General features: G+C 69.7%; 16 protein-coding genes. 8 read left to right on the forward strand and 8 right to left on the reverse strand.

Annotated features, from left to right (window positions below; all coding sequences use genetic code 11):
• Positions 1-87 precede the first annotated feature (87 nt).
• From HQN59_RS08915 to HQN59_RS08925, 3 genes are read left to right on the forward strand one after another with little or no spacing between them, the layout of a single operon-like run.
• Positions 88-615, forward strand: a complete 528-nt coding sequence (locus HQN59_RS08915; protein ID WP_176068241.1) for a (2Fe-2S)-binding protein — start codon at positions 88-90, stop codon at positions 613-615.
• Positions 612-1,646 (forward strand): FAD binding domain-containing protein, encoded by a 1,035-nt coding sequence (locus HQN59_RS08920; protein ID WP_176068242.1) that lies wholly within the window; start codon positions 612-614, stop codon positions 1,644-1,646. The genes HQN59_RS08915 and HQN59_RS08920 overlap by 4 nt, the downstream gene beginning before the upstream one ends.
• Positions 1,643-3,880, forward strand: coding sequence for a xanthine dehydrogenase family protein molybdopterin-binding subunit (locus HQN59_RS08925; protein WP_176068244.1), 2,238 nt, complete (start codon positions 1,643-1,645; stop codon positions 3,878-3,880). Before HQN59_RS08920 ends, HQN59_RS08925 begins: the two co-directional genes overlap by 4 nt.
• 133 nt (positions 3,881-4,013) lie before the next feature.
• Here the strand turns inward: HQN59_RS08925 and rocF are convergent, their stop codons facing one another.
• From rocF to HQN59_RS08965, 8 genes are all read right to left on the reverse strand, one after another.
• Positions 4,014-4,931 carry an arginase gene (rocF, locus tag HQN59_RS08930; RefSeq protein ID WP_176068246.1) on the reverse strand — a complete coding sequence of 306 codons (918 nt, stop codon included), beginning with the start codon at positions 4,929-4,931 and terminating at the stop codon, positions 4,014-4,016.
• A 4-nt stretch (positions 4,932-4,935) separates the two neighbouring features.
• Positions 4,936-5,823 carry an LOG family protein gene (locus HQN59_RS08935; protein WP_176068248.1) on the reverse strand — a complete coding sequence of 296 codons (888 nt, stop codon included), beginning with the start codon at positions 5,821-5,823 and terminating at the stop codon, positions 4,936-4,938.
• 254 nt (positions 5,824-6,077) lie between these two features.
• Complete coding sequence (locus HQN59_RS08940; RefSeq protein ID WP_176068251.1) at positions 6,078-6,833, reverse strand: HesA/MoeB/ThiF family protein; 756 nt, start codon at positions 6,831-6,833, stop codon at positions 6,078-6,080.
• Between the two features lie 127 nt (positions 6,834-6,960).
• On the reverse strand, positions 6,961-8,397 hold the full coding sequence (locus HQN59_RS08945) for a S41 family peptidase (RefSeq protein WP_176068253.1): 1,437 nt from the start codon (positions 8,395-8,397) through the stop codon (positions 6,961-6,963).
• Positions 8,398-8,679: 282 nt separating this feature from the next.
• On the reverse strand, positions 8,680-9,099 hold the full coding sequence (locus HQN59_RS08950) for an Hsp20/alpha crystallin family protein (RefSeq protein ID WP_176068255.1): 420 nt from the start codon (positions 9,097-9,099) through the stop codon (positions 8,680-8,682).
• Between the two features lie 32 nt (positions 9,100-9,131).
• Positions 9,132-9,572 carry an Hsp20/alpha crystallin family protein gene (locus HQN59_RS08955; RefSeq protein WP_425342704.1) on the reverse strand — a complete coding sequence of 147 codons (441 nt, stop codon included), beginning with the start codon at positions 9,570-9,572 and terminating at the stop codon, positions 9,132-9,134.
• Positions 9,573-9,771: 199 nt separating this feature from the next.
• Entirely contained in the window at positions 9,772-10,524 is a 753-nt protein-coding gene (locus HQN59_RS08960) for an ion channel (RefSeq protein ID WP_246294773.1), read from the reverse strand.
• Between the two features lie 741 nt (positions 10,525-11,265).
• Positions 11,266-14,313 carry an ATP-binding protein gene (locus HQN59_RS08965; protein WP_176068259.1) on the reverse strand — a complete coding sequence of 1,016 codons (3,048 nt, stop codon included), beginning with the start codon at positions 14,311-14,313 and terminating at the stop codon, positions 11,266-11,268.
• 293 nt (positions 14,314-14,606) lie between these two features.
• Between HQN59_RS08965 and HQN59_RS08970 the strand changes: the two genes are divergently transcribed.
• The 5 genes from HQN59_RS08970 to HQN59_RS08990 all read left to right on the forward strand — a co-directional run bounded on the left by HQN59_RS08970 (position 14,607) and on the right by HQN59_RS08990 (position 22,365).
• A complete protein-coding gene (locus tag HQN59_RS08970) occupies positions 14,607-15,482 on the forward strand; it encodes a hypothetical protein (protein WP_176068261.1) in 876 nt (291 codons plus the stop codon).
• 24 nt (positions 15,483-15,506) lie between these two features.
• Positions 15,507-18,494, forward strand: coding sequence for a hypothetical protein (locus tag HQN59_RS08975; RefSeq protein ID WP_176068263.1), 2,988 nt, complete (start codon positions 15,507-15,509; stop codon positions 18,492-18,494).
• Complete coding sequence (locus HQN59_RS08980; RefSeq protein WP_176068265.1) at positions 18,491-19,426, forward strand: hypothetical protein; 936 nt, start codon at positions 18,491-18,493, stop codon at positions 19,424-19,426. Before HQN59_RS08975 ends, HQN59_RS08980 begins: the two co-directional genes overlap by 4 nt.
• An 87-nt stretch (positions 19,427-19,513) precedes the next feature.
• Positions 19,514-22,045, forward strand: a complete 2,532-nt coding sequence (locus tag HQN59_RS08985; protein WP_176068266.1) for a hypothetical protein — start codon at positions 19,514-19,516, stop codon at positions 22,043-22,045.
• Positions 22,046-22,071: 26 nt separating this feature from the next.
• On the forward strand, positions 22,072-22,365 hold the full coding sequence (locus HQN59_RS08990; RefSeq protein ID WP_176068269.1) for a hypothetical protein: 294 nt from the start codon (positions 22,072-22,074) through the stop codon (positions 22,363-22,365).
• The last annotated feature ends 237 nt before the right edge of the window (positions 22,366-22,602 follow it).

The raw sequence follows: 22,602 nt of genomic DNA on the forward strand, positions 1-22,602 counted from the left end.
GCACCCGGCTGCAGCGCCGCGCGTCGAGTCGGGAACCCGAATTGCCGGTGCGCGGGTCCGCCCGCTGCCGGGCCCGCGAGACCCACCATGCCAGCTCACCCGCCCAACCCCGTCGCCGCCCCCGCCATCCCGATCGACTTGCACGTGAACGGCACCTCGCATCGGATCGACGTCGAGCCCTGGGTGACGCTGCTCGACCTGCTGCGCGAGCGCCTGCACCTCACCGGCACCAAGAAGGGCTGCGACCACGGGCAGTGCGGCGCCTGCACGGTGATGGTCGACGGCGAGCGGGTCAACAGCTGCCTCAAGCTCGCCCCAAGCGTCGACGGTTGCCAGGTGACGACGATCGAGGGGCTCGCCAGGGACGGCGCACTCGACCCGCTGCAGCAGGCGTTCATGGACCACGACGCGTTCCAGTGCGGCTACTGCACGCCCGGACAGATCTGCTCGGCGCGCGCGCTGATCGACGAGGGCCGTGCGACCACCCGCGACGAGGTCCGCGAGCTGATGAGCGGCAATCTGTGCCGCTGCGGCGCCTACACCAACATCGTCGACGCGGTCATGGAAGTGCTGCAGCGCGAGCGCAGCACCGTTTCCGCGGAGGGCGCGCCATGAACCGCTTCGAGTTCCACCGCGCGAGCGACGTCGCCGGCGCGACGCGGCTGGGCGCCGGCGGCGCCCGTTTTCTCGCCGGCGGCACCAACCTCGTCGACCTGATGAAGGAGGACGTCGAGCGGCCGCGCACCGTGGTCGACATCACGCGGCTGCCGCTGCGCGGCATCGACGATCTGCCCGATGGCGGGCTCCGGCTCGGGGCGCTCGCGAGCAACGCCGCCACCGCCTGCGACGAGCGCGTCGCGACGCGCTATCCGATGCTCGCCTCGGCGATCCTCGCGGGCGCCAGCCCGCAGCTGCGCAACGCGGCGACCAACGGCGGCAACATCAACCAGCGCACGCGCTGCTACTACTTCTACGACGTCGCGACGCCGTGCAACAAGCGCGAGCCGGGAACCGGCTGCAGCGCGATCGGCGGTGTGACGCGGCAGCACGCGATCCTCGGCGCGAGCGAGCACTGCATCGCGACGCACCCGTCCGACATGGCGGTCGCGCTCGCGGCGCTCGGTGCGACGGTGCAGGTCACCGGGCCCGCCGGCGAGCGCTCGATCGCGTTCGCCGACTACCACCGGCTGCCGGGCGACGAGCCGTGGCGCGACAACACGCTCGAGACCGGCGAGCTGGTGACCGCGATCGACCTGCCCGCCGAGGGCTTCGCGCCGCACAGCACCTACCTCAAGCTGCGCGATCGCCTGTCGTACGCGTTCGCGCTGGTCTCGGTCGCCGCCGCGCTGCGCCTCGACGACGCCGGGCGCATCGCCGAGGCGCGCGTCGCGCTCGGCGGTATCGCCCACAGGCCGTGGCGCGACACCCGCGCCGAGGCGTCGCTGCAGGGCACGTTGCCGGGCGACGATGCATTCGCCGCCTTCGCGACCGCGCTGCTCGCCGGCGCGCGCGGGCAGGGCGGCAACGACTTCAAGATCGAGCTGGCGCGCCGCGCGGTGCGCCGTGCGCTGCGCCAGGCCGCCGACGGCACGCCGCAGTCGCAGGTGGACAAGCGAGTGGCCGCACCGGCAAGGAGCGCAGCATGAAAGCCAGCACGCGCATCGGCGACCAGCCGAACCGCATCGATGGGCCGGCGAAGGTGACGGGCGCGGCGCACTACGCCGCCGAGCACGACCTTCCTGGCCTGCTGTACGGGGTTGCGATCTCGTCCGCGATCGCCAAGGGGCGCGTGGTCTCGATCGACGACGCGGCGGCGCGACAGGTGCCTGGCGTGGTCGAGGTGATCACGCACCGCAACCGACCGCATGTGGCCTGGTTCGACCGCAGCTATCGCGACGAGGTCGCCGTGCCGGGTTCGCCGTTCCGGCCGCTCTACGACGACGAGATCCGGTTCAGCGGCCAGCCGGTCGCGCTGGTCGTCGCCGAGTCCTTCGAGGCGGCACGCGACGCCGCGTCGCTGATCCGCGTCGAGTACGCGGCCGCGCCGCACAACACCGACCTGCACGTCGCGCTCGGCGACCGCTTCACGCCGAAGAAGACGCGCAGCAACTTCGAGCTGCCCAAGCCGCGGGGCGACGCGAAGGCGGCATTCGACACCGCGCCGCTGCGCCATTCGGCGAGCTACGAGATGCCGGTGCATCACCACAACCCGATGGAGATGCATGCCGCGACCGTGCGCTGGGACGGCCCCGGCAAGGTCACCGTCTGGGACAAGACGCAGGGGCCGCAGAACGTGCAGGCCTACCTTGCCGAGGTGTTCGGCTTCGCCAAGGACGACGTGCGGGTGCTGAACCCGTACGTGGGCGGCGCGTTCGGCTCGGGCCTGCGCCCGCAATACCACGTGTTCCTGGCGACGCTCGCCGCCAAGATGCTCGAGCGCTCGGTACGCGTCGTCCTCACGCGCCAGCAGATGTTCACGCACGTGCACCGTCCGGCGGCGATCCAGACCGTCTCGCTCGCGACCGACGCGGGCGCGCGCCTGCAGGCGATCGTCAACGATGCGACCGGCACCACCTCGCGCTACGAGAACTACATGGAGGTCATCTGCAACTGGGGCCTCATGGCGTACGCGTGCCCGAACGCGTCGGCCGAGTACGCCATCGCGCCGGTCGACACCCACACCCCCGGCGACATGCGCGCGCCCGGCGCGGCGACCGGCATGACCCTCTTCGAGATGGCGATCGACGAGATGGCGGCGGTCGCCGGCGTCGACCCGATGGCGTTCCGCCTCCTCAACGACTCGCCGGTCGACGCGATGACCGGCAAGCCCTTCACCTCGAAGGCGCTGCCCGAGGCGTACCGGCAGGCCGCGCTGCGCTTCGGCTGGGACGGCCGGCCGCTCGAGCCGCGCTCGATGCGCGAAGGCGGCGAGCTCGTCGGCTGGGGCGTCGCGACCGGCATGTGGGACGCGATGTTCGACGAGGCGAGCGCGCGCGCGCGGCTCACGGCGGACGGTCGGCTCGAGGTGGCGTCCGCCGCGTCGGACATCGGCACCGGCACCTACACGGTGATGGCGCAGGTCGCCGCCGACACGCTCGGCGTTGCGCTCGACCGCATCGACGTCAGGCTCGGCGACAGCGACCTGCCGAAGGCGCCGGTCGAGGGGGGATCGTGGATGGCGGCATCGGTCGGCGCGGCGGTGCAGCTCGCGTGCAAGTCGCTCGGCGATCAACTGATCCGCGGCGCGCGCAAGCTGCCGACCGGGCCGCTCGGCGACGCCGGTCGCGACGAGATCGACTTCCACGGCGACCACCTGGTGGTGCGCGCCGATCCGGCGCGGCGCGTGACCTTCACCGAGGCGATGCAGGGTGCCGGCGCGACCGAGCTGGTCGCGGAGGAGACCGCCAAGCCCGGGCTCGGCAACATGATCGACATGTGGCTCAAGGCGCGCAACACGCACAGCGCGATCTTCGCGGAGGTCAAGGTCGACGAGGAGCTCGGCGTCGTCCGGGTCACGCGCATCGTGATCGCGGTGGCGGCGGGGCGCATCGTCAACCCGAAGACGGCGCGCAGCCAGATCCTCGGCGGCGTGGTGATGGGCATCAGCATGGCGCTCCACGAGGAGAGCTACACCGACCATCGCTTCGGCCGCTTCATGAACCACAACCTGTCCGAGTACCACGTGCCCACGCACGCCGACATTCACGACATCGAGGTGATCTTCGTCGACGAGCCCGACCCGGAGGTCACGCCGCTCGGCGTCAAAGGGCTCGGCGAGATCGGCATCGTCGGCACGGCCGCGGCGGTCGCCAACGCGATCTGGCACGCCACCGGCAAGCGCGTGCGCTCGCTGCCGATCACGATCGACAAGCTGCTCTGAGAGGCTGACGGGCTGACGGGTCACGAGCCCGCGAGATCCGGCAGCGAGGCGGGCAACCGTGCCGGAGCTCCTCGAGGCCCGGTCGAGCGGTGAGGCGCCCGCGCGCTGCCTGGACAGGCGCGCGAGCGGGCGCCTACTTGCGCATCAGCGTGCTCTTGCCGAACAGGCTTTCGACGAGATCGACCGCGACTTCGGCGGTGCGGTTGCGCACGTCGAGCGCCGGGTTGAGCTCCATCACGTCGAGCGACGCGAGCGCGCCGGTGTCGGCGATCATCTCCATGCAGAGCTGCGCCTCGCGATAGGTCGGACCACCGCGCACGGTGGTGCCGACGCCCGGAGCGACCTCGCAGTCGAGGAAGTCGACGTCGAAGCTGACGTGCAGGTGCGTGTTGGCGTCGATCGTCGCGAGCGCGAGCTCCATCGCGTGGCGCATGCCCATCTCGTCGATGTAGCGCATGTCGTAGATCTCGAGCCCGGCCTCCTGCACCAGGCGCTTCTCGCCCGGATCCACGCTGCGGATGCCGATCTCACGGATCCAGCGCGGGCTGATCGCCGGCACCTTGCCGCCGATCTCGATCAGCTCCTGCGGGCCGTAGCCGCACAGGCACGACACCGGCATGCCGTGCAGGTTGCCGCTCGGCGTGTGGCCGTTGGTGTTGAAGTCGGCATGGGCGTCGAGCCAGAGCACGCGCAGCTTGCGGCCCGTCTCGCGGCAGTGGCGAGCGACCGCGCTGATGGTCCCGATGCCCAGGCTGTGGTCGCCGCCGAGCAGGATCGGCAGACGCTGCAGCACCAGCTCGGCATGCACCGCGTCGTGCACCAGCCGGTTCCACTGCGCCACTTCCGAGAGATGCCGGTAGCCGTCGACCGGCGCCTGCCACGGGTTGGCGGGGCCGGCGAGATTGCCGCGGTCGATGACGTCGATGTCGTGAGCGCGCAGCACGGTGTCGATGCCGGCGACGCGCAGCGCCTCCGGGCCCATGCTCGAGCCGCGTGCGCCGGCGCCGACGTCGGTCGGCGCGCCGATCAGGCTGACGAGTCGCATGCTCATGGCGTCACTCCGCGACGGCGAGGTCCGGCAGGTCGAAGCCGTACGCCGTGGCGAGCTTGTCCCACGCCTCGTCGGCGGTCTCGACGAAATGGAACAGGTTCATGTCCTCGGGCGAGATCATGCCGGTCTCGATGAGGTAGTCGAAGTCGATGAGGCGGGTCCAGAAGTCGCGCCCGAACAGCAGGATCGGGCGCTTCCTCGCCTTGCCGGTCTGCGTGAGCGTGAGCACCTCGAACAGCTCGTCGAGCGTGCCGAAGCCGCCGGGGAAGCACACCAGCGCGATCGCGCGCATCAGGAAGTGCATCTTGCGGATCGCGAAGTAGTGGAACTGGAAGCACAGCTCCGGCGTGATGTAGGGGTTGGGAACCTGCTCGTGCGCGAGCACGATGTTGAGGCCGACGCTGCGCCCGCCGCTCTCGTGCGCCCCACGATTGCCCGCTTCCATGATGCCGGGGCCGCCGCCGGTCACGACGACGATCGGCCGCTCGAGGCGCGGTGACGCGGTCGTCACCAGCGCGGCGAAGCGGCGCGCCTCGCCGTAGAAGCGCGACATGGCAAGGCCCGTCTCCGCGCGCCGGAGCGCCGCCGGGTCGCCGGTCGCGCGCGCGGCCGTGACGAGGGCCTCCGCGACGTCGGGCGGCAGGATGCGCGCGCTGCCGAACAGCACGACGGTCGCTTCGACGCCGAGCTCGTCCTGCACCATCTGCGGCTTGAGCAGCTCGAGCTGCACGCGCACCGAGCGCAGCTCCTTGCGCAGCAGGAAGTCGGTGTCGGTAAAGGCGAGGCGATAGGCGCTTTCAGGGCCTTCGTAGCGGGGCGTCGGCGCGACGGTGTCGGCGTCTTCCTTCGCGGTGGGAAAGATGGGAGCAGTCAGCTCGGGTCGCATGTTCATCGGGGGCAGCTTACCCGGGCGCGCCCGACCTGCGTGCGGCGGCAGCCATTGCGTGCGCGTGACGTCGAGCGGGCGGCGCGCCGGGTGGCGCAGAGTCGGTGTGCCGCGCGAGGGAGCGACGATCTGGTGCGGCCCCGCCAGGCGCCTGCCGTGGGTCCGGCCCGAGCTCCGCTTTGGGAACGACACCGGCGCTCACCGTGAGCGCGGCGGCTCGCTCGTCGACGCAGCGGTGAGCACCGCGCGCGCCGGCAGTGTCAGCCGCCACGCACCCGGCAGACCGGGCACGCCGGGTCGCGCGCCGCCCGGATCTCGGTCCACTCCATCGTGCGCGCGTCGAGCATCTGCAGGCGGCCGGCGAGCGAGCGGCCGACGCCGGCGAGCAGTTTGAGCGCCTCGGCGGCCTGCACGCTGCCGACGATGCCGACCAGCGGCGCGAACACGCCCATGGTCGCGCAGCGCGCGTCCTCGAAGCCGGCGCCCGCGGGGAAGATGCAGGCGTAGCAGGGGGCCTCGGCATCGCGCGTGTCGTAGACGCTGAGCTGGCCCTCGAAGCGGATCGCGGCGCCGGCGACCAAGGGCTTGCCCGCCGCCACGCAGGCGGCGTTGACCGCGTGCCGGGTCGCGAAGTTGTCGCTGCAGTCGAGCACCACGTCGGCCGCGGCCACGAGCTCGGCGAGCCGCGCGCCGTCGGCCCGCTCGACCAGCGGCACCACCCGCACGGTCGGGTTGATCGCTGCCAGCGTCCGGGCCGCCGATTCGGCCTTCGGGCGACCGATGCGGGCCATGTCGTGGACGATCTGGCGCTGCAGGTTGGTGAGGTCCACGTCGTCGTCGTCGACGATCGTCAGCGTGCCGACGCCGGCGGTCGCAAGGTAGAGCGCGACCGGCGAGCCGAGCCCGCCGGCACCGACGATCAGGGCGTGCGCGCCGAGCAGCGCCTGCTGGCCTTCTATGCCGAGCTCGTCGAGCAGGATGTGCCGCGAGTAGCGCAGCAGGTCGTCATCGGTCATCGTGCGACGGCGCGCCGGCGGGAACCGGCTGCACCTGGAAATGAAAACGCCCGTGAGGCACGGGCGTTCGGGAGAAGGGCGCCTGCGGCGAGGCGGTGCCGGAGGGCGGCGCCGGCGGCCGCCGCACTCAGTTCGTGTCGACCTCGGCCTTGCGCTCGACCGCGGTCTTGCTGACGAGAACGCTCTTGCCCTTGAGGCGGTTCAGCGCCTGCGCGAGCTGGAAGTCCTCGGCGGAGCCGAACTCCGGCGGCGGCTTCGGCTGGCTCGCCAAGCGCGCCTCTTCCTCGAACTTCTTGCGCGCTTCCTCGCGCGCCTTCTCGCGCGCCGGGTCCTTCACCTCCGCGCCCTGGCCGCTCTGCAGGTGCTTCTCGAGGTCGGCCTCGCGGGTGCGCAGCGCAGCGAACAGGTTCCCCTCGGCGGTCTCGTCGAGCATGACGTCCGGCACGATGCCGCGCGCCTGGATCGACGTGCCCTTCGGCGTGTAGTAGCGCGCGGTGGTGATCTTGAGGGCGGTTTCCGGCGACAGCTGGCGCACGGTCTGCACCGAGCCCTTGCCGAAGGTCTGCGCGCCCATGATCGTGGCGCGCTTGTAGTCCTGCAGCGCGCCCGCGACGATCTCGCTGGCCGACGCCGAGCCTTCGTTGACCAGCACCACCAGCGGAACCGTCTTCACCCCGTCGGGCAATTTCTTCAGCGGGTCCAGGCCGCCGCGGCGCAGATACGACTCGGGCGACGCCTTGAAGGTCTGCTTGGAGTCGGGAATCTGCCCGTTGGTGGTGACGACCACCGAGTCGGCCGGCAGGAACGCCGCCGAAATGGCCACCGACGCCTCGAGCAGGCCGCCCGGGTCGTTGCGCAGGTCGAGCACCAGCCCCTTCAGGTTGGGCTCCTGCTTGTAGATCTCGTCGAGCTTGCGCACGAAGTCGTCGACCGTGCGGTCCTGGAACTGGCTCACGCGCAGCCAGGCGTAGCCGGGCTCGACGATCTTCGAGCGCACGCTCTGGATGCGGATTTCCTCGCGGATGATCGTGACCGGGAAGCTCCGACTCTCGGTCTTCCTGAAGACGGTCAGCATGACCTTCGTGTTCGGCTCGCCGCGCATGCGCTTGACCGCCTGGTCGACCGTGAGGCCCTTGACCAGGGTGTCGTCGATCTTGGTGATCAGGTCGCCGCTCTTCAGGCCCGCACGGAACGCGGGCGAGCCTTCGATCGGGCTGGTGACCTTCACGAGGCCATCCTCCATGCCCATCTCGATGCCGATGCCGACGAAGCGGCCGGTGGTCGCCTCGCGGAATTCCTTGAACGACTTCTTGTCGAAGTACTGCGAATGCGGGTCGAGCCCCGCGACCATGCCGCCGATCGCGTCGCTGATCAGCTTCTTCTCGTCGACCGGCTCGACATAGTCGGTCTTGACCATGCCGAACACCGCGGCGAGCTGCTGCAGCTCCTCGAGCGGCAGCTGCGCCACCGAGTTGCGCGCCGTGGCCTCGAGCTGCAGCGTGGTGAGAGCGCCCGCGACGGCCCCGATTGCCAGCCAGCCAGCGACCTTCAACTTGACTCCCATCCGTGCAACCCCTTCGGCCCGAGTGCAGCGCGCCAACAACGCGCGTGCGACGGGCCAGTATATTCGCCGGCCTTTTCTCCGGGGCCCGTTCGGCCCCGAAGCTGCATCATTGTTTACGGTCTTTGCCGGCCGATGACGGCGCGGCTGGCTCGCCGCCCGCGACATGCCGGGCTTGCCGGCCCCGGGTGGCGATCGAACTCAACAAAAAGCCCCGCCGGGCAACTACCGGGCGGGGCGATTCCGACGGCGCGCCGACGGGCGCGCCGCGATGGCTGCGGGAACTCAGCCGACGCGGACGTCGATCCGGCGCGGGCGGGCTTCCTCGGCTTTCGGAATGTGCAGGCGCAGCACGCCGTCGCGCAGGCTCGCCTCGATCTTCGACGCGTCTAGTTCGCGGCTCAGCGTGAAGCTGCGCCGGAAGTACGGGTTGCGCACCTCGCCGTAGAGCAGCTCGAGCTTCTCGGGGACGTCGACCGACGCCGCACCCTCGATCACGAGGGTGTCGCCGTCGACGCGCACGCCGAGGCGCTCCTTCGAGACGCCGGGCATGTCGGCCAGCAGCGAGATGCCGACCTCGTTCTCGATGATGTCCACCGGCGGCGCGACGGTGGCCTGCGGTTGCTGGCGCTGGCCCTGGGCTTGCGTTTGCGGCTCGCCGGCACGGCCGGCCTGCGTCACTTGGGTGTTGGTGTTGTCGCTCATGGCAAATCTCCTTCGTCCGAGACGTGTGCGTGTCAGCTGACGGTGATCTGGCGCGGCTTCGACGACTCGCGCTTGGCGACGGTGACGTGCAGAACGCCGTCGCGGAAGCTCGCGTCGACCTTCGCCGGGTCGGCGTCTTCCGGCAGGCTGATCACCCGGCGGAACGAGCCCTGGAAACGCTCCTGCGCGTGCACGTTCGATTTCTCGTCGGCCTTCGGCGCCTCGGAGGTGCGCTCGCCGGCGATCACCAGCAGGCCCTTGTCGACGGTGACCTGCAGCTTGCTCGCGTCGACCCCCGGCGCGAACGCGATCACCTCGACGCTGTCGGCCGAGCTGCCGACGTTCACCGCCGGGAATGTGCCGCGCGCGGAGCCGCGAATGCTCATCCCGTCGGTCTGGAACAGCTGGTCCAGGCTCTGCTGCAGACGGTTCAGCTCGGAAAACAGATCTCCACCAAATCTGAACGATCCGATCATGGTTCCTCTCCTGCGTTGGCAGCCGAAATCAGAGAGCGGCCGCGACCCCATGTCGCCCAGCCGCCGCCGGACCGCTGCGAGCCCGGCAGCCGGCGCCGCGTCGGTGTGCGAACAGCCGGGCGGCGCCGTGTTGCTCCCGAATTAGTGGCAGGGCGCGGCGATTCAAGACCCCGTTTTCGAGCGCCAGCCGCGGCTCTCAGCGCCGCTGCAGCGTGAGCCCGATCAGCCGCGACACCACGCCCGCGAGGTAGAGCACGCCGACGAACATCTCGACGCTTGCCACCGCTCGTGCCGGTGGCCGCACCGGAATGACGTCGCCGATCCCGGTGCTCGAGAGCAGCGCGAAGCTGAGGAACATCAGCTCGGTCCAGCTGCGCGGCCCCTGCGGGTCGGCCGCGGCCGCGAAACTGCCGGGTTGCAGCGCCTGCAGCACGACGAACACGTAGGTGAACGCCCAGGCCAGCAGGGTGAACGTCGCCCCTGCGGCGAACAGCTCGTCGGTCGTCGCGCGCTGGTCTTCCAGCATGTAGGCGATGAGGCTCGCCGCGGCGTAGAAATAGAAGAGCGCCTCCAGGCCGGCCGACCAGGGCAGCAGGTGGTGCATGTCGTAGAGGCCTTGCAGCAGCAGCAGCGCGATCGCCGGCAGCGCGATGCACGCGCTCACCCAGGCGTGGCCCGGCGTCCGGCGGACCATGCCGGTCGTGAAGATCAGCACCACGATCCCCAGCGTGCCGAGTGCCGCGGGCCCCCGCTCGCTCGCCTCGGCGAACGGGTAGAGCAAGAGGCCGGCGAGCTGAACCAGGAGCAGGACTGCCGAGGGGTGGCGGCGGGTGAGGGCGAGCAGGCGGACGTAGCGCATCGCGGGATTCTCGAGCGCGGAGCGCAGGAACTGGTGCTGGTGGGCCCGAAACGACGCAGCGGCGACGGGAAAGAGGCGTGCTCGGCTCATCCGACTCATGTGACCATGCGCCGTTATCCTCGTCCGCATGCGCCCGCTGTTGCGCGCCGTCCTCGCCACGGTCGCCTTCTCCGCCGTCCACAGCCTGCTCGCCAGTCGCCCTGCCAAGGAACTCGCGGCGCGCGCGGTCGGGAGTCGCGCTCGCGACGCCTGGTACGGGCCGCTGTTCAACTTGCAGGCGGTCGTCGGGGCGGCCTGGTGGACGCGTGCGGTGCTGCGAGGCCCGGACCGCGAGCTCTGGCGCGTGCCCGGCTCCGCTGGGCGCCGTGATGGTCGCGGGACAGGTCGCCGCCCTCGTCTGGATTACGCGCGCTGCGACGACGGTCGGCATCGGCCGTTTGCTCGGCGTACCCGGCGCGCGCGCGTGGTAGCGTGGCAAGCCCGTGCCCGCGCCGGCCGAGGCGCAGGGGCGGCACCGCTGGCGGGCTACATGGACGGCCGCGGCCCGTTCGCCGATCGCGTCACGCGCTCAACGCCGCGCCGATACCGATCCTCTGGTTGCAGCCGGTGATGACGCGGAACCGGCTGGTGGCGACGACGCTCGCCACGGCATATCTTGTCGTCGGCTCGCGGCGCGAGGGGCGGCGGCTGGTGCTCGCGTACAGGGAGCGCTAATAGCGGTATGGGAGGGGCGGGTGCGCTTCCGGCTGTGAGGCGAGGTCAGGCGGGCGAGGAAGAAGACGCCCGCGGCCTGACCTCGCTACCAGCTGCACGATGCTGCGACTCGAACGTCTATGCAGAAGTGCGGGCGCGAAGCGCCTCGGCGCGCGCCGCGTGCCAGCGCATCCGCATGCGCTCGAATGCCTCCTGCGCAACGTCGAGGTGCTGCCGCACCGCGGCGAGGTCGCCACCCGCTGCGGCGAGTTCGGCGCGAGCGAGCTGGTTGCGGGCGGCCTCGTGGGCCGAGCCGCGCAGCGCCGCGCACGTCTCGGCGCGGGCCATGCACTGGCGCGCACGCGGGAAGGCGCCAGCGCGAATGGCCGCGCGAGCGAGCGCGCGCCAGCCCATTGCCTCTCCCAGCCGGTCGTGCCGGCGGACCCGCAGCAGCAGTCGGGCTGCGTGGCGGCGCATCTCGTCTTCATGCCCGCACCGCGCGTGCACTGCAACCAACCAGCCGTAGTTGAGCGAGGTGACCAGCGCGCCCTTGCGCGCCTCGATCCAGGCGGTGGCTTCGGCGATCGTCTGCACGGCGACCGGGTCGCCGTGCAGGCGCCATTGCGCGAACCCCCACAGCGCGCGACTCATCGCGAGGAGCTGGCGGCTACGGCAGAGCTCGGCGATGTGCATGGAGGCGGCGGCGACCCTCTCGGCGTCGTCCCAGCGCCCCTGCCACTGGTAGACCGCGCTGATCCAATTGCGCACCGAGCTGCCGACCTGATGCTCGGCGTTGCCGACGAGCGAGAGCGCTTCATCGAACGCCTCCTGCGCGGCGTCGAAGTCGCCGCGGTCGCCCAGAATGCTGCCTTTGCAGGCGAGCGCATACGCGGATCCGACCGCCAGATTGCTGCCCGGCCGCCCGCGCGACCGCTTGCTGTCAAGCGCGCTGCCCAGCAGCGTCAGCGCCTCGTCATATCGACCCGCGGTGGCCAGCGTCTGGCCGAGCGTCGCCTGCACCTGGTCGGCAAGCGGCGCGTCGTCGACCTCGCGAGCGAGCCGCAGCGACGCGTTGCCGTGCTCAAGCGCCTCGGGCGCGTTGCCCTTGGCGTAGTGGATGTAGCTGAGCCAGTACTCGGCGCGCGCAAGCGCCCGCGGCTCGAGCGCCTCGCGCGCCAGCGCCACGCTGCGTTCGAAGATCGCCACGCCTTCGGCGAGCGCGAGCGGATCCCATACGCACGCCATCCCCAGCTTCTCGGCCGCGTGGCACCACGCAAGTCGGTCCTCGCGCGACGTCAGCCCCCGCGCGTCCCTGGCATCGAGCGCAGCGGCGTACTGGGCGCGGGCGCGGTCGAGCGCCGACGTCGCCATTGCCTTGTCGCCCGCGAGCTCCGCAAAGCGCGCGGCCTCCGCCGGCAGGTCGGCTGCGGCGTAGTGGTAGGCGAGCGCCTCCAGTGCCTCGTCGTGCGGGTTGTCGATGCCACGACTTGCGATGGCTTCGGCGGCGGCCAGATGCAGCGCCTTGCGCTCGCGCAACCCGACCAGTTGATACACGACGTCGCGGGTCAGCCCATGCTTGAAGCGCAGCATTCCGGCCTGTCCGGCGTGAAAGATGAAGTCGTTGCCGGCAAGTGCGCCGACGAGCGGCGAGGCCTCGCCATGGCCGGTGAGCTTCTCGAGCAGCCAGCCCGGAAAGACGTTGCCGATGACGGCCGCCGCCGACACGATACGGCGTTGGTCGGGCGGCAGGCGTTCGATCCGCGACTCGACCAAGGCGGCCATCCAGGCCGATCCGAGTCGGTTGGGCGCGGGCAGTACAAGCGGCTGCGCTGCGGCCGAATGGCACAGTTCCTCGATGAAGAGCGGAACGCCGCCGGCATAGCGATGGATGTCGGCCGCCAGGAACGGGTCGCTCTGCGGCAACAGGTGAGCCACGGTGCGACAGGTCTGCTCGAGGCTCAGCGGCGCCAGGACCATCGGCGAGGCACCGCGGGGAAGCACGCCCTCGCCGTCCGACCGACTCGACAGAAGCACGAGCACCGGCCTGCTCATGTCGAGGACGGCGTCGAGCACCCGCTGGCTCAGTTCGTCGGCCCATTGCCAGTCGTCGAGTGCCAGGACCAGCCTGCGACCCGCCGCCAGCGCTTGTATCAGCGCGGCGAACGCCGCGACAGCCGAGCCGGCGCGAAGCGTGCGGCCTGCCTCGCCTCCGCCGAGGGCCAGCAAGCCGAGCAGCGCCTCGCGCGTCGGCGCATCGATCGACACCTGATCGGCGAACGCGTTCTCGACGGCCGAGGTCGCCTCGCTCGCGGGGAGGTCCGGCTTCATGCCGACGACCGCACGAAGGATCTGCATGAAGGGCTGCAGCGGCTCGGCGCTGAGATAACTCTCGCAATAGCCGTTGAGCACGAGGCAGTTCGGGCCGCGCACGCTGCGCAGCACCTCCTCCATCAGGCGGGTCTTGCCAAGGCCCGGCTCGCCCACGACGGCGATGCAGCGCGGGACCTCGTGCTTGGCGAGCACCTCGGCCACCAGCTGGCGCTGCTCGCTTTCGCGACCGACGAACGGGGCCAGGCCGCGAGCCGCATGGGCATCGAAGCGGCGATGCAGCGTCCGGCGTTCGAGCACCCGGTACGCGGCGAGCGGCGTGCTGCGGCCTTTGACGATCGCGCGGCACGGTTCGGTGACGAAGAAGTGGGCGTGCGGCCCCAGCGTCTCGGCCGTGACCAGGATTTCGCCGACGGCCGCGGTGTTGCACAGGTTCGCGGCGGTGTTCGGTGCGTCTCCCAGCACCTCGACCGCGCCGCTCTGGGCGTTTCCCTGCCGCACCAGCGCGAGCCCCGAGTGGATGCCCGAGTGCAGCCGCAGGGTGCGGCCGGCGTAAGCGAGGCCAGGAAGGGTGATCGCCTCGACCGAGTGATGAAGCTCGAGCGCCGTCTCGACGGCGCGCCGGCCGTCATCCTCGCGAGGAAGCGGAAGTCCGAAGATGACCAGCACGCCGTCACCCTGCACGCGTGCGACGCTGCCGCCGTGCCGGCGCACGATGTCGCGGCAGCGCGCGCGCATCGACTCGAGCAGGTCGGCGTAGAGCTCGGCCTCCATGGTCGTGCCAAGGCTGCTGGAGCCGGACAGATCGGTGAACAGCAGCGTGACGTGGCAGCGCCGCGTCTCGCTGGCGGTTTGCATTGCCTCGGTGCCGTCGGCCATGACTTGGGTTGCATCGACCTGGGGGCTCGAGCGTTGCAGTGTCGATGCAACCGCGACCGCACTCCAGCCGTCGCCGCCCATTAGCGCGGCAATGGTGGACCCAACCTGCCGAGTTGTCGAGTTCGGTCAAACACGGCTGTCCTGCGCATTCCCAGAATTGATGATGAGGAGCGCTGCGAAAGTCGAACAATCGCAAGGACTCATTCCGGTGGACTCGGCATTCGCAAGGGCACTGGCCCGAATCGCGAAGAGCGCCATCGACAGGGGAGAGCATGCGGACTGACCTTCTCGTCAAGGGCAAGAGCCTCACGGGGTCGAGCGACCTCACCATCTTCGCGCCATTGAAAAAAGGACTGGTGCCTTCGCTTGAGGCGGTCAGCTACAAGACGCGTACCGAGCGGCTGCTGAGGGTTCTGAACGGTGGCCGTGCCTCGTCGCACGAGTTCTCGCTGCACCGGCCGATCTCCGACTCCGTCGAGCGAGTCGGGCGGATCCACTCGGTCCGTGTCGCGGTCCTGGAGGCCGAGAGCAAGGTAATGCTGGCCGTCACGTTCGACGGCACCTGGGAGTCGTACATCCGCATCCTGTGGCAGAAGGTGGGCACGCTGCTCGACGTCATCTTCTGCAATACGGAAGGCTATGTCCTCTCGACCGAGGGATTCGATCGATGGTGTGCCTGGATCGATCGCGTGCAGGTCGAAACCGGCTTTTTCTACAACACGCATGGACTGACCGTCGCGGACGTGGACTACCTGCGCCGTCAGGTCGTCGCTCATTGCGAGGCCGGAAGTCCGGCAGCCGCTGCGCTGGCGGCCGTGCGTTCGCGCGTCGTGCCCGCCGAGGAGGTTGCGTACTCGGTCGGACAGACCACCACACTGAATGCCGTCGACACCGTGCGGCAGGGGCTTCAGGCATTGACTCAGCTGTTCCGGCTGTCCGATCTCTACCTGCCCGACACTCCCGACGGCGACGTGCTGCTGCGTGCCTCGCGCGACCTGCTCTGCGAGTTCCGGGCGCTGGTCGACGATCCGGACGTGTTCCCCGATGTCATCCGCCCGATCACGCTGCGGTTCGGGCGCCAGCTCGCATGGCTCCGCGCCCGTGGTCGTGCGGCAGTGACGACGCCCCGTGCCACGCCGCAGCTCTAAATTCCTGCGATCCCGAAGGACGACGTGCAGGGCGGCATTCTGGCCGGCTATGAGAACGCCGACCGCGCCTGCCTCATCCTGCTCGCCTTTGACTCGCGCGAGGCAGCCGGACGCTTCCTCGAGCACCTGCGACCGCAGATCACGACGGCCCGAGTGGTACCCGAGGCGGGGGTTCACGCCCAGGCGGGCGGCCTGTTGAAGGAGTCGGGCGACGGCCCGTTCTGCAACGTCGCCTTCACGCACGAGGGTCTGCGGGTGCTGGGCATGACCGAGACCGAACTCGAGAGCTGGTTGCCGCACGAGTTTCGGGAGGGCATGGAGGCGCGGTCGAGCATGCTGGGCGACTTCCGGGCCAATCATCCGCGGCGCTGGTCGCTGCCCCGCATGAATTGGTTCCCTGATGGAGTGTCGTCGGCGATCGAGACGCAGATGTCGGCGGTGCATGCGATCGTTCAGATCCGGGTCGCCGAGGGCGCGCTGCCCCCTGCCGGAAAGGATGAATCGGGCGAGCAGCAGGAACTCGAGCTGTTGCGGCCGTTGATCGAGCGCGCCATCGGCGTATCTGAAGCGACAGGCGACGCAAGCAAGGGCAGCAACGCCGCGTCCGAACCGCGCGCCGCTGTGCGCGTGCTGCACGTCCAGACCATGCGGCGACGCCGAAACGACGACGCCCGAGTCACCGAGCACTTCGGCTTCGTCGACGGCGACGGACAGCCCCAATTCGTGCCGACCGGAAGCAAGGCGTACCCCAACCAGGTCCCGGTGGGCGAGGTGCTGCTCGGCTACCCCAATCAGGCCGACTTCGCCCCGCGCCCGCGCAATCAGGACGACGAGGCGCGCCTGGACTTCCTGCGCAACGGTACGTTCATGGTGGTGCGCAAGCTTCGGCAGGACGTGGGGCGGCTGGATGCGGTGATCAGACAGGCGGCAGCGGATACCGGGCTCGACCCGCGCCTGATCCTGGCCAAGATGATGGGTCGGTGGCAGAGCGGGCCTTCGCTGGTCAGCCCCGCCGACTTCCAGAACGCCTCGCGACCGGAGCCGGATACCGACTTCACGTTCGACGGGGACCCGCACGGCAGCGGGTGTCCGTTCCATGCCCACGTGCGACGCGTGAACCCGCGCAGCCGCCCCCGCAAGGGCGACCAGCCCGGCGCCCGGCTGCCCCGCATCCTGCGGCGTGGCATGGCGTACGGCCCCCGGCCCGCCGCGTACCCCGGCGCCGGCAGCCAGGCCGCAGGCGACGACGCGGACCGCGGGCTGGTGTTCATCGCCTACAACGCCAGCATCGCCGAGCAGTTTGAGGTGGTGCAGAGCTGGATCGCCGGCGGCAACAGCAGCGGTGGGTATTCGGGCTGCAGCGACCCGTTTCTAGGTGTCCCCGAGCCGGGCCAGCAACGCTGGTTCAGCTTCGAGGCCGACGCACCAGCCAAGTCCGATGGCGCTGGTCAACGTGAGACGGCGGACTGCGCCGACGGCAAGCGCGTCTTCCACATCAAGCTCGATTCCGGTCCGGGGCAGTTCGAAGAGCCCGCTCCGTTGGTGCGGCTGCAGTGGGGCTCGTATCTCTTCGTGCCATCGCTTCACACGCTCGACTGGTTGAGCCGACGTGCGTTGGCGCCCCCTGCGTTCGTTGCGCCATGGAACGTGGCGGACGGCGAGCGCGCGGTCCAGAGCCTGCTCGCGCGCTGGGGCCAGGACCCCGCGCCAGAGGCGGTCGCGGCCTGGAAGGCGGCGGTCGAGGACACCGGATCACGCGAACAGATGCTGAACGCTTCGCTGTGGGCGGCGGTTCGCGAGCGCCATGGCGGCGCGCTGCAGACGCCGTACGGCGTGCTGGTCGGGTCCCGCCGCCTGGTGCGAGAGGTGCTGGGCGACGATGTTCGGTTCAGCGTCTGCGGTCAACGCGAGCGCATGGAACGCAGCCGCTTCGAGATCTATCTCGGCCTCGACAGCGGCGAGCGCTACCAGCGGCTGTCGGAGCCGATCAATCGGGCGATCGGCTCGATCTCCGAGGAGGACGCGTTCGAGCAGGCAGCCGCGGCATGCAGTTCGGCACTTCGCACGTTCATCGACGGGGAGCGGGCGGTGGGGCTGGCGACCTCCGGAAAGCGCTGGGAACTCAACCTCGAAGCGCGGGAAGTGTTCGACCTCGTGCTGCAGCGCCTGTGCCAGCTCTGGATCGGGCTCCCGGCGACGGGCGGCCCGTTGCAGCCGGGCAGCTGGCGCTGGGACTGGCACGAAGGCGAGCCGCCGATCTATCCGAGTCACTTCACGCCGCCTTCGCGCTATTTCTTCCAGCCGCGACCGGGTGACGACGTGCGCGATTTCGGCGAGCGGCACGGCCGCTCGATAACGGCAGCGCTCGAGGAGTTCGTGGCGTTCCACCGGCGCCGTGGAACGGTGCCGCATGTTCCGGACCAGGCGCAAGCGGCGCCGCTCGCGGAGCAGATCTTCGCGGCGATGCCGGCCAGCCAGGCCGACGATGCCACCCTGGCTCGAACCCTCGCCGGCGTGCTGATGGGGTTCCTGCCGACGCTCGACGGCAGTCTGCGCAGCGTGCTCCACGAGTGGCTGCGTCTGCAGACCTTCTGGTCGCTGCGCACCCAGTGGGCCGCCGACGCGGCGCCGTCGAGCATCGACAAGGCCAGGCGCATCCTCGGGCCTGCCCTGTGTCGGGCCCTGCAGTTCCGCCCCGCCCCGGAGATCATCTGGCGCACCGTGCGGCGTGACGATGATCGGATCGGCGACGTCGCGGTCAGGCGCGGCGACATCGTGGTCCTCGGCCTCGTCTCGGCGATGCACGAAAGATTGGCGGGTGGTGACGACGACGTGCATGCCATGTTCGGGGGAGATCGCGCGCAGGACCCTCACCCGACCCACGCCTGCCCAGGGTACAAGGCCGCGATGGGCGTGCTGCTCGGCGTGTTCGCTGCCTTGATGGACGTCAAGGAGGTGATGCGGCCGTCGCCTGCATCGCTGGCATTTACGCTGGAAGGGGCACTTCCATGAGCGCCCAGCTCGACGAGGCGTCCATCGCGCGCGGGGAAGCGATGGCCAAGAAGCTGCTGGCTCCCAGGAAACCGGCGACGCTGCGGGACGGCGTGCGTGGCACACGCAAGCCGCTGATCCTGGCGATCGGCGACTCCTGGTTCAACTACTGGCCCCGTGGCGACCTCCTCGACCTACTGGAGGACGCCGGCGGGTGCGCCATCGAGCGCTGCGCTTCTGCAGGCCGCACGCTGGCAGAGATGCTTTACGCGAAGCCGCCGGCGCTCGACGACGATCTTCCCCAAGAGAGCGAGCCTGGCCAAGAACTCGCGTGGCTCATCCGACGACTCGGCGCCCTGACCGATGACGAAAGGCTCAGGCCGCTGTGCATCCTCGTCTCTGCCGGCGGGAACGACGTGGCTGGCCAGCGCGGACCCGACGGCACGAACCAGCTGCTCGCCCGGATGGTCAAGCCATTCGATGGAGGTGCGCCCCAGCTCGAGGAAGAGACCGTCCGGCAGCTCATCGACGTGAACCTGCGCGCGCGCTACGTGACGCTGTTCGCGTGTCTGAGGCAGGTCTCGGCGGCCTTCAAGCTGTCGCCGCGAACCTTCGTTCACGGCTACGACTATCCCGTGCCCGACGGCCGAGGGGTGCTCGGACGAAGCTGGCTGCGACAGGCGCTCGTGGACCGCGGCTACACCGACCTCGATCAGCGCAAGCAGATCATGCGGTGCTTGATCGAGCGCCTCAACGCGCTGCTGGCCGAACTTGCCGCTGACACAAAGCTCGGCAGCGTGACCTACGTCGATCTTCGAGGAACGCTGTCCAACGGAACGAACCACGCGTTGTTCTGGCAGAACGAGCTGCACCCCACCATTCCGATCGGTTTCACGGCGATCTTCGGCAAGTTCTGCGCTGTGCTCGAAGAGCAGGGTATCGAGCTGGGCTGAACCGCCTCGGCTCACCTGCGACGTTCCCGAGTGCGCAGCGTCGAACCAGCTCAGTTGGCGCATGCGGCATCTGCGTCGGAGTACATGATGACCACGACCGTGCAGTCGGAACCCGCATCGGGCGACCCCCACGTGCGGGGATGCTGCGACACGGGCGAGGCCGTCGTGGCCGGTGCACCCGCTGACCGTGCACGGCAGACGCCGGCCGACCACGGCGAGTGGCACGAGCGCACCGCCGAAGTGGTCGTTCACGGCGTCGCCGACCAGGAGCCCGGAACCACTCTGGAGTCAGTGGTGTCGCTCCTGGTCGCTTCGTCCGCGGGATCCACGTACTCGCGGGTGAAGACGGTGCCGCTGACGCTGAAGGTGCCGCCACTGTGTGTTTCGACGAAGCCCAGGGGCGATCCGAATGTCGACAAGACGCTGGCGATCCTCGGCCCCGCCGAGGCGCGAACGGGTGTCTATGTCACCACGGCGATCCACGTCCGGCGCGATGCCCAGGTTCTCGCCGACGGCACGTCCGTTCCGGCAACGACCGTGCACCTGCACGAGATGTATTGGGCCGACCTTTCGCGGCTGTCGGGATCGGTCCCGCGCATCGTGTCCGAGGTGTTCACCCTGATCTTCCGACTGTCTCGCCTCGCGCGCGAGACCATCGACAACGCCGCTCCGAGTGCCGGCGGCCGTCGCCGCCGCGGCGAGGAGGTTGAAGCGCAGCCCCGTGTTACCGGCGGGTTGAGAGGGCGCGACGCTGCGCCGAAGCGTCTTCCCTGGCACTGGCGCCCGCTGTGGAGGCTTCAACCCGTGCTGGACGGTGTGCTGGTCCACGTCGTTGCGATGCTGTTTCTCACGCTGGCGCTGCTCGGCTTCGTCGTCGTCGGACTCGGACTGTCGCGGACCCTGGACGGCGCCAACATCGTGCGCTTGCCCGCGTACTCGTTGGCCGGATCCGCGCTGGCGCTGATACTCGCCGCGGCCTTCGTCAGCCTGCGGGCGTCGGGTGCGCGCAAGGTGACGCCTCTCGCAGTCGCCGCCGTGCTGCTCATGGTGGGCGCTTGGAGGGTGAGTTCCGATCCCTCGGGCCAGCCCTGGGCTGCTCGGTGGGCGATCTTCGGCTTCCTAATGCTGATGGCCGCGCTCATCCATTGGGCCGTCGTGGCGGCGGCTCGGCGGCGTTTTCCGTTCAGGACCGCTTGGGCCTCCGTCTGGGGCCTGGGTGCCGCGATCGTGGTGAGCGTCGATGCGATCCTCGCCTACCGGGAACTCGATGCAGCCGGGCTGGCGTCGATGGCTCCCGGAGACTTCTCGTTGTGGATGCGCAGTACCCTGCTGGGCATCGAACTGGTGCTGCTGGCCACCAAGTGGGTGTGGATCGTTCTTGGCGGGCTTCTCGGCGTGTGGTTCGGATCCAGCGTGCTGGCGTGTTGCGTCGCGACCGACTACCGTCAGCGCGGCGCGATCGCTACGGGGCGGCTCGGGCTCGGCATGTCGGTGCTGGGCTTCCTGATCGTCTCGATGATCATCTGGGCGGGTATCAGCCAGGCACTGGCGAAGGCCGCCGAGGGGATCGAATACCAGCCCCGGGTGTTCGTCCAGGATCTCCGGGCCGTTCGAACAGCGACCGATCCCGCCGCCAACGGGCACGCCGAGAGCCGCTGTGCCGCGACGCCATCTTCGAGCTCGCTGGCGCCCCGATCGGCCGACGCAGTCGAGCCGCCGCGAGCGCCAGTCCGACCGGAGTCGATGGATGCCTCGTGCTTTCTCAAGGTTCGCTTCGACGCCAGCACCGAGGCTTTCGCGCCCGCGGCGTTGCTGCTGCGACTCCTGCTGGTCTACCTGCTGGTCATGTTCGTTCCGAGCATCCTGTCCGAGTTCGGCGTCAAGCTGGGCCGGAATGAGCACGGCACGCCCGGAGGCGCTTACCAGCTGGGTCGGTGGCTGACGCGCTGCCTCGCTGCGTTCGATGCCGTCGTCGGCACCGTGATCGCGGCATCGGTGGCGGTGGCGGTGGTCGTTGCGGCGTTGTTCATGAGCCTGACCGACGTGGGAGACAGCGTGCGGGAATGGTCGCAGCTCTTGCTGAAGCCTTTCGTGATCACCGCGGCGAGCCTGGGTGCGCTGCTGGTCGCATTCGGCGGCGTTCTCTCGAAGCATCTGCCGTCGGTGCGGGCGCCGCTCGACGTCGTACTCGACGTCGACAACTACTTCCGGGTCTTTCCCACAAGCAACGTGCCGCGGGCGAACATGATGGCGCGGTTTTCGGCCCTGCTGGACCGCCTGGAGCAGGAGGGGTTTCGCAGCATCGTCATCGTCGCGCACAGTCAGGGCAGTGTCCTCGCCGCAGATCTCGTTCGCCTGCGCGCGGCGACGAGACCGCGCCAGGGGTCACCGGCCAGCTATCACTTCGTGACCTTCGGAACACCGCTCCGCCAGCTGTACGCGGCGCGATTCCGCGTTGGTACGAGTGGGTGCTGCACCGACCCGCGTTCGACGCGGCGACACGTGCGCACGAGGTGGGTGGGCCGCGCCTTGAAAAGACGGGCTTCGTCCGGTGGATCAACGGGTACTGCAGCGGCGACTACGTCGGGCGTTGGCTGTGGAGCCACGAGCCGCTGGTGAAGGATGGCCGAGGGAAGTCGCTCGACATGAAGGGCATCATCGGCAAGCCCTGGAGCGATCAGCCACCGAAGCTCGTCGACGGCTTCGAAGCGCTGGCGCCCTACGCCAGCTACCCGTTCGCCGCGATCGACCCTATGAAGCTCGTCCGTAGCGCGCGACGGATGGAGTGTTGTCTCGGCTACGGCGCGCATACCCGATACTTCGACGTGGGGCAGACCGGTACGGCGTGGTTGATCGATCAGGCGATCCTTGGAGCGCTCTGGAAAGACACTGCTGATGAGCCGGGCGCGGCTGTCGCCTTGAGCGAGCGCGTGGATTGACGGTGCGCGGCACGTGATGTTTATGTCGTCGAGGCTGCGTTGGCAACACGAGAGGTCTTGGCGCAGGGCAGGATGGCGCCGACAGGAATCGAAGTAGGCGTTGTTGCCTGGGATGGTGACCCTGAGGACGAGGTGCGGACCGCAGATTACCCTCAAAGTTGCCCCCACGCTCCCTGTCGTGGCTCTTGCGGGCCTACAGCGCTCGAAGTCGATGTCGCAGATGCGCCCTCTCATCTT

It is taken from the genome of Rhizobacter koreensis, from assembly GCF_013366375.1.
GTDB lineage: Bacteria > Pseudomonadota > Gammaproteobacteria > Burkholderiales > Burkholderiaceae_C > Schlegelella_A > Schlegelella_A koreensis.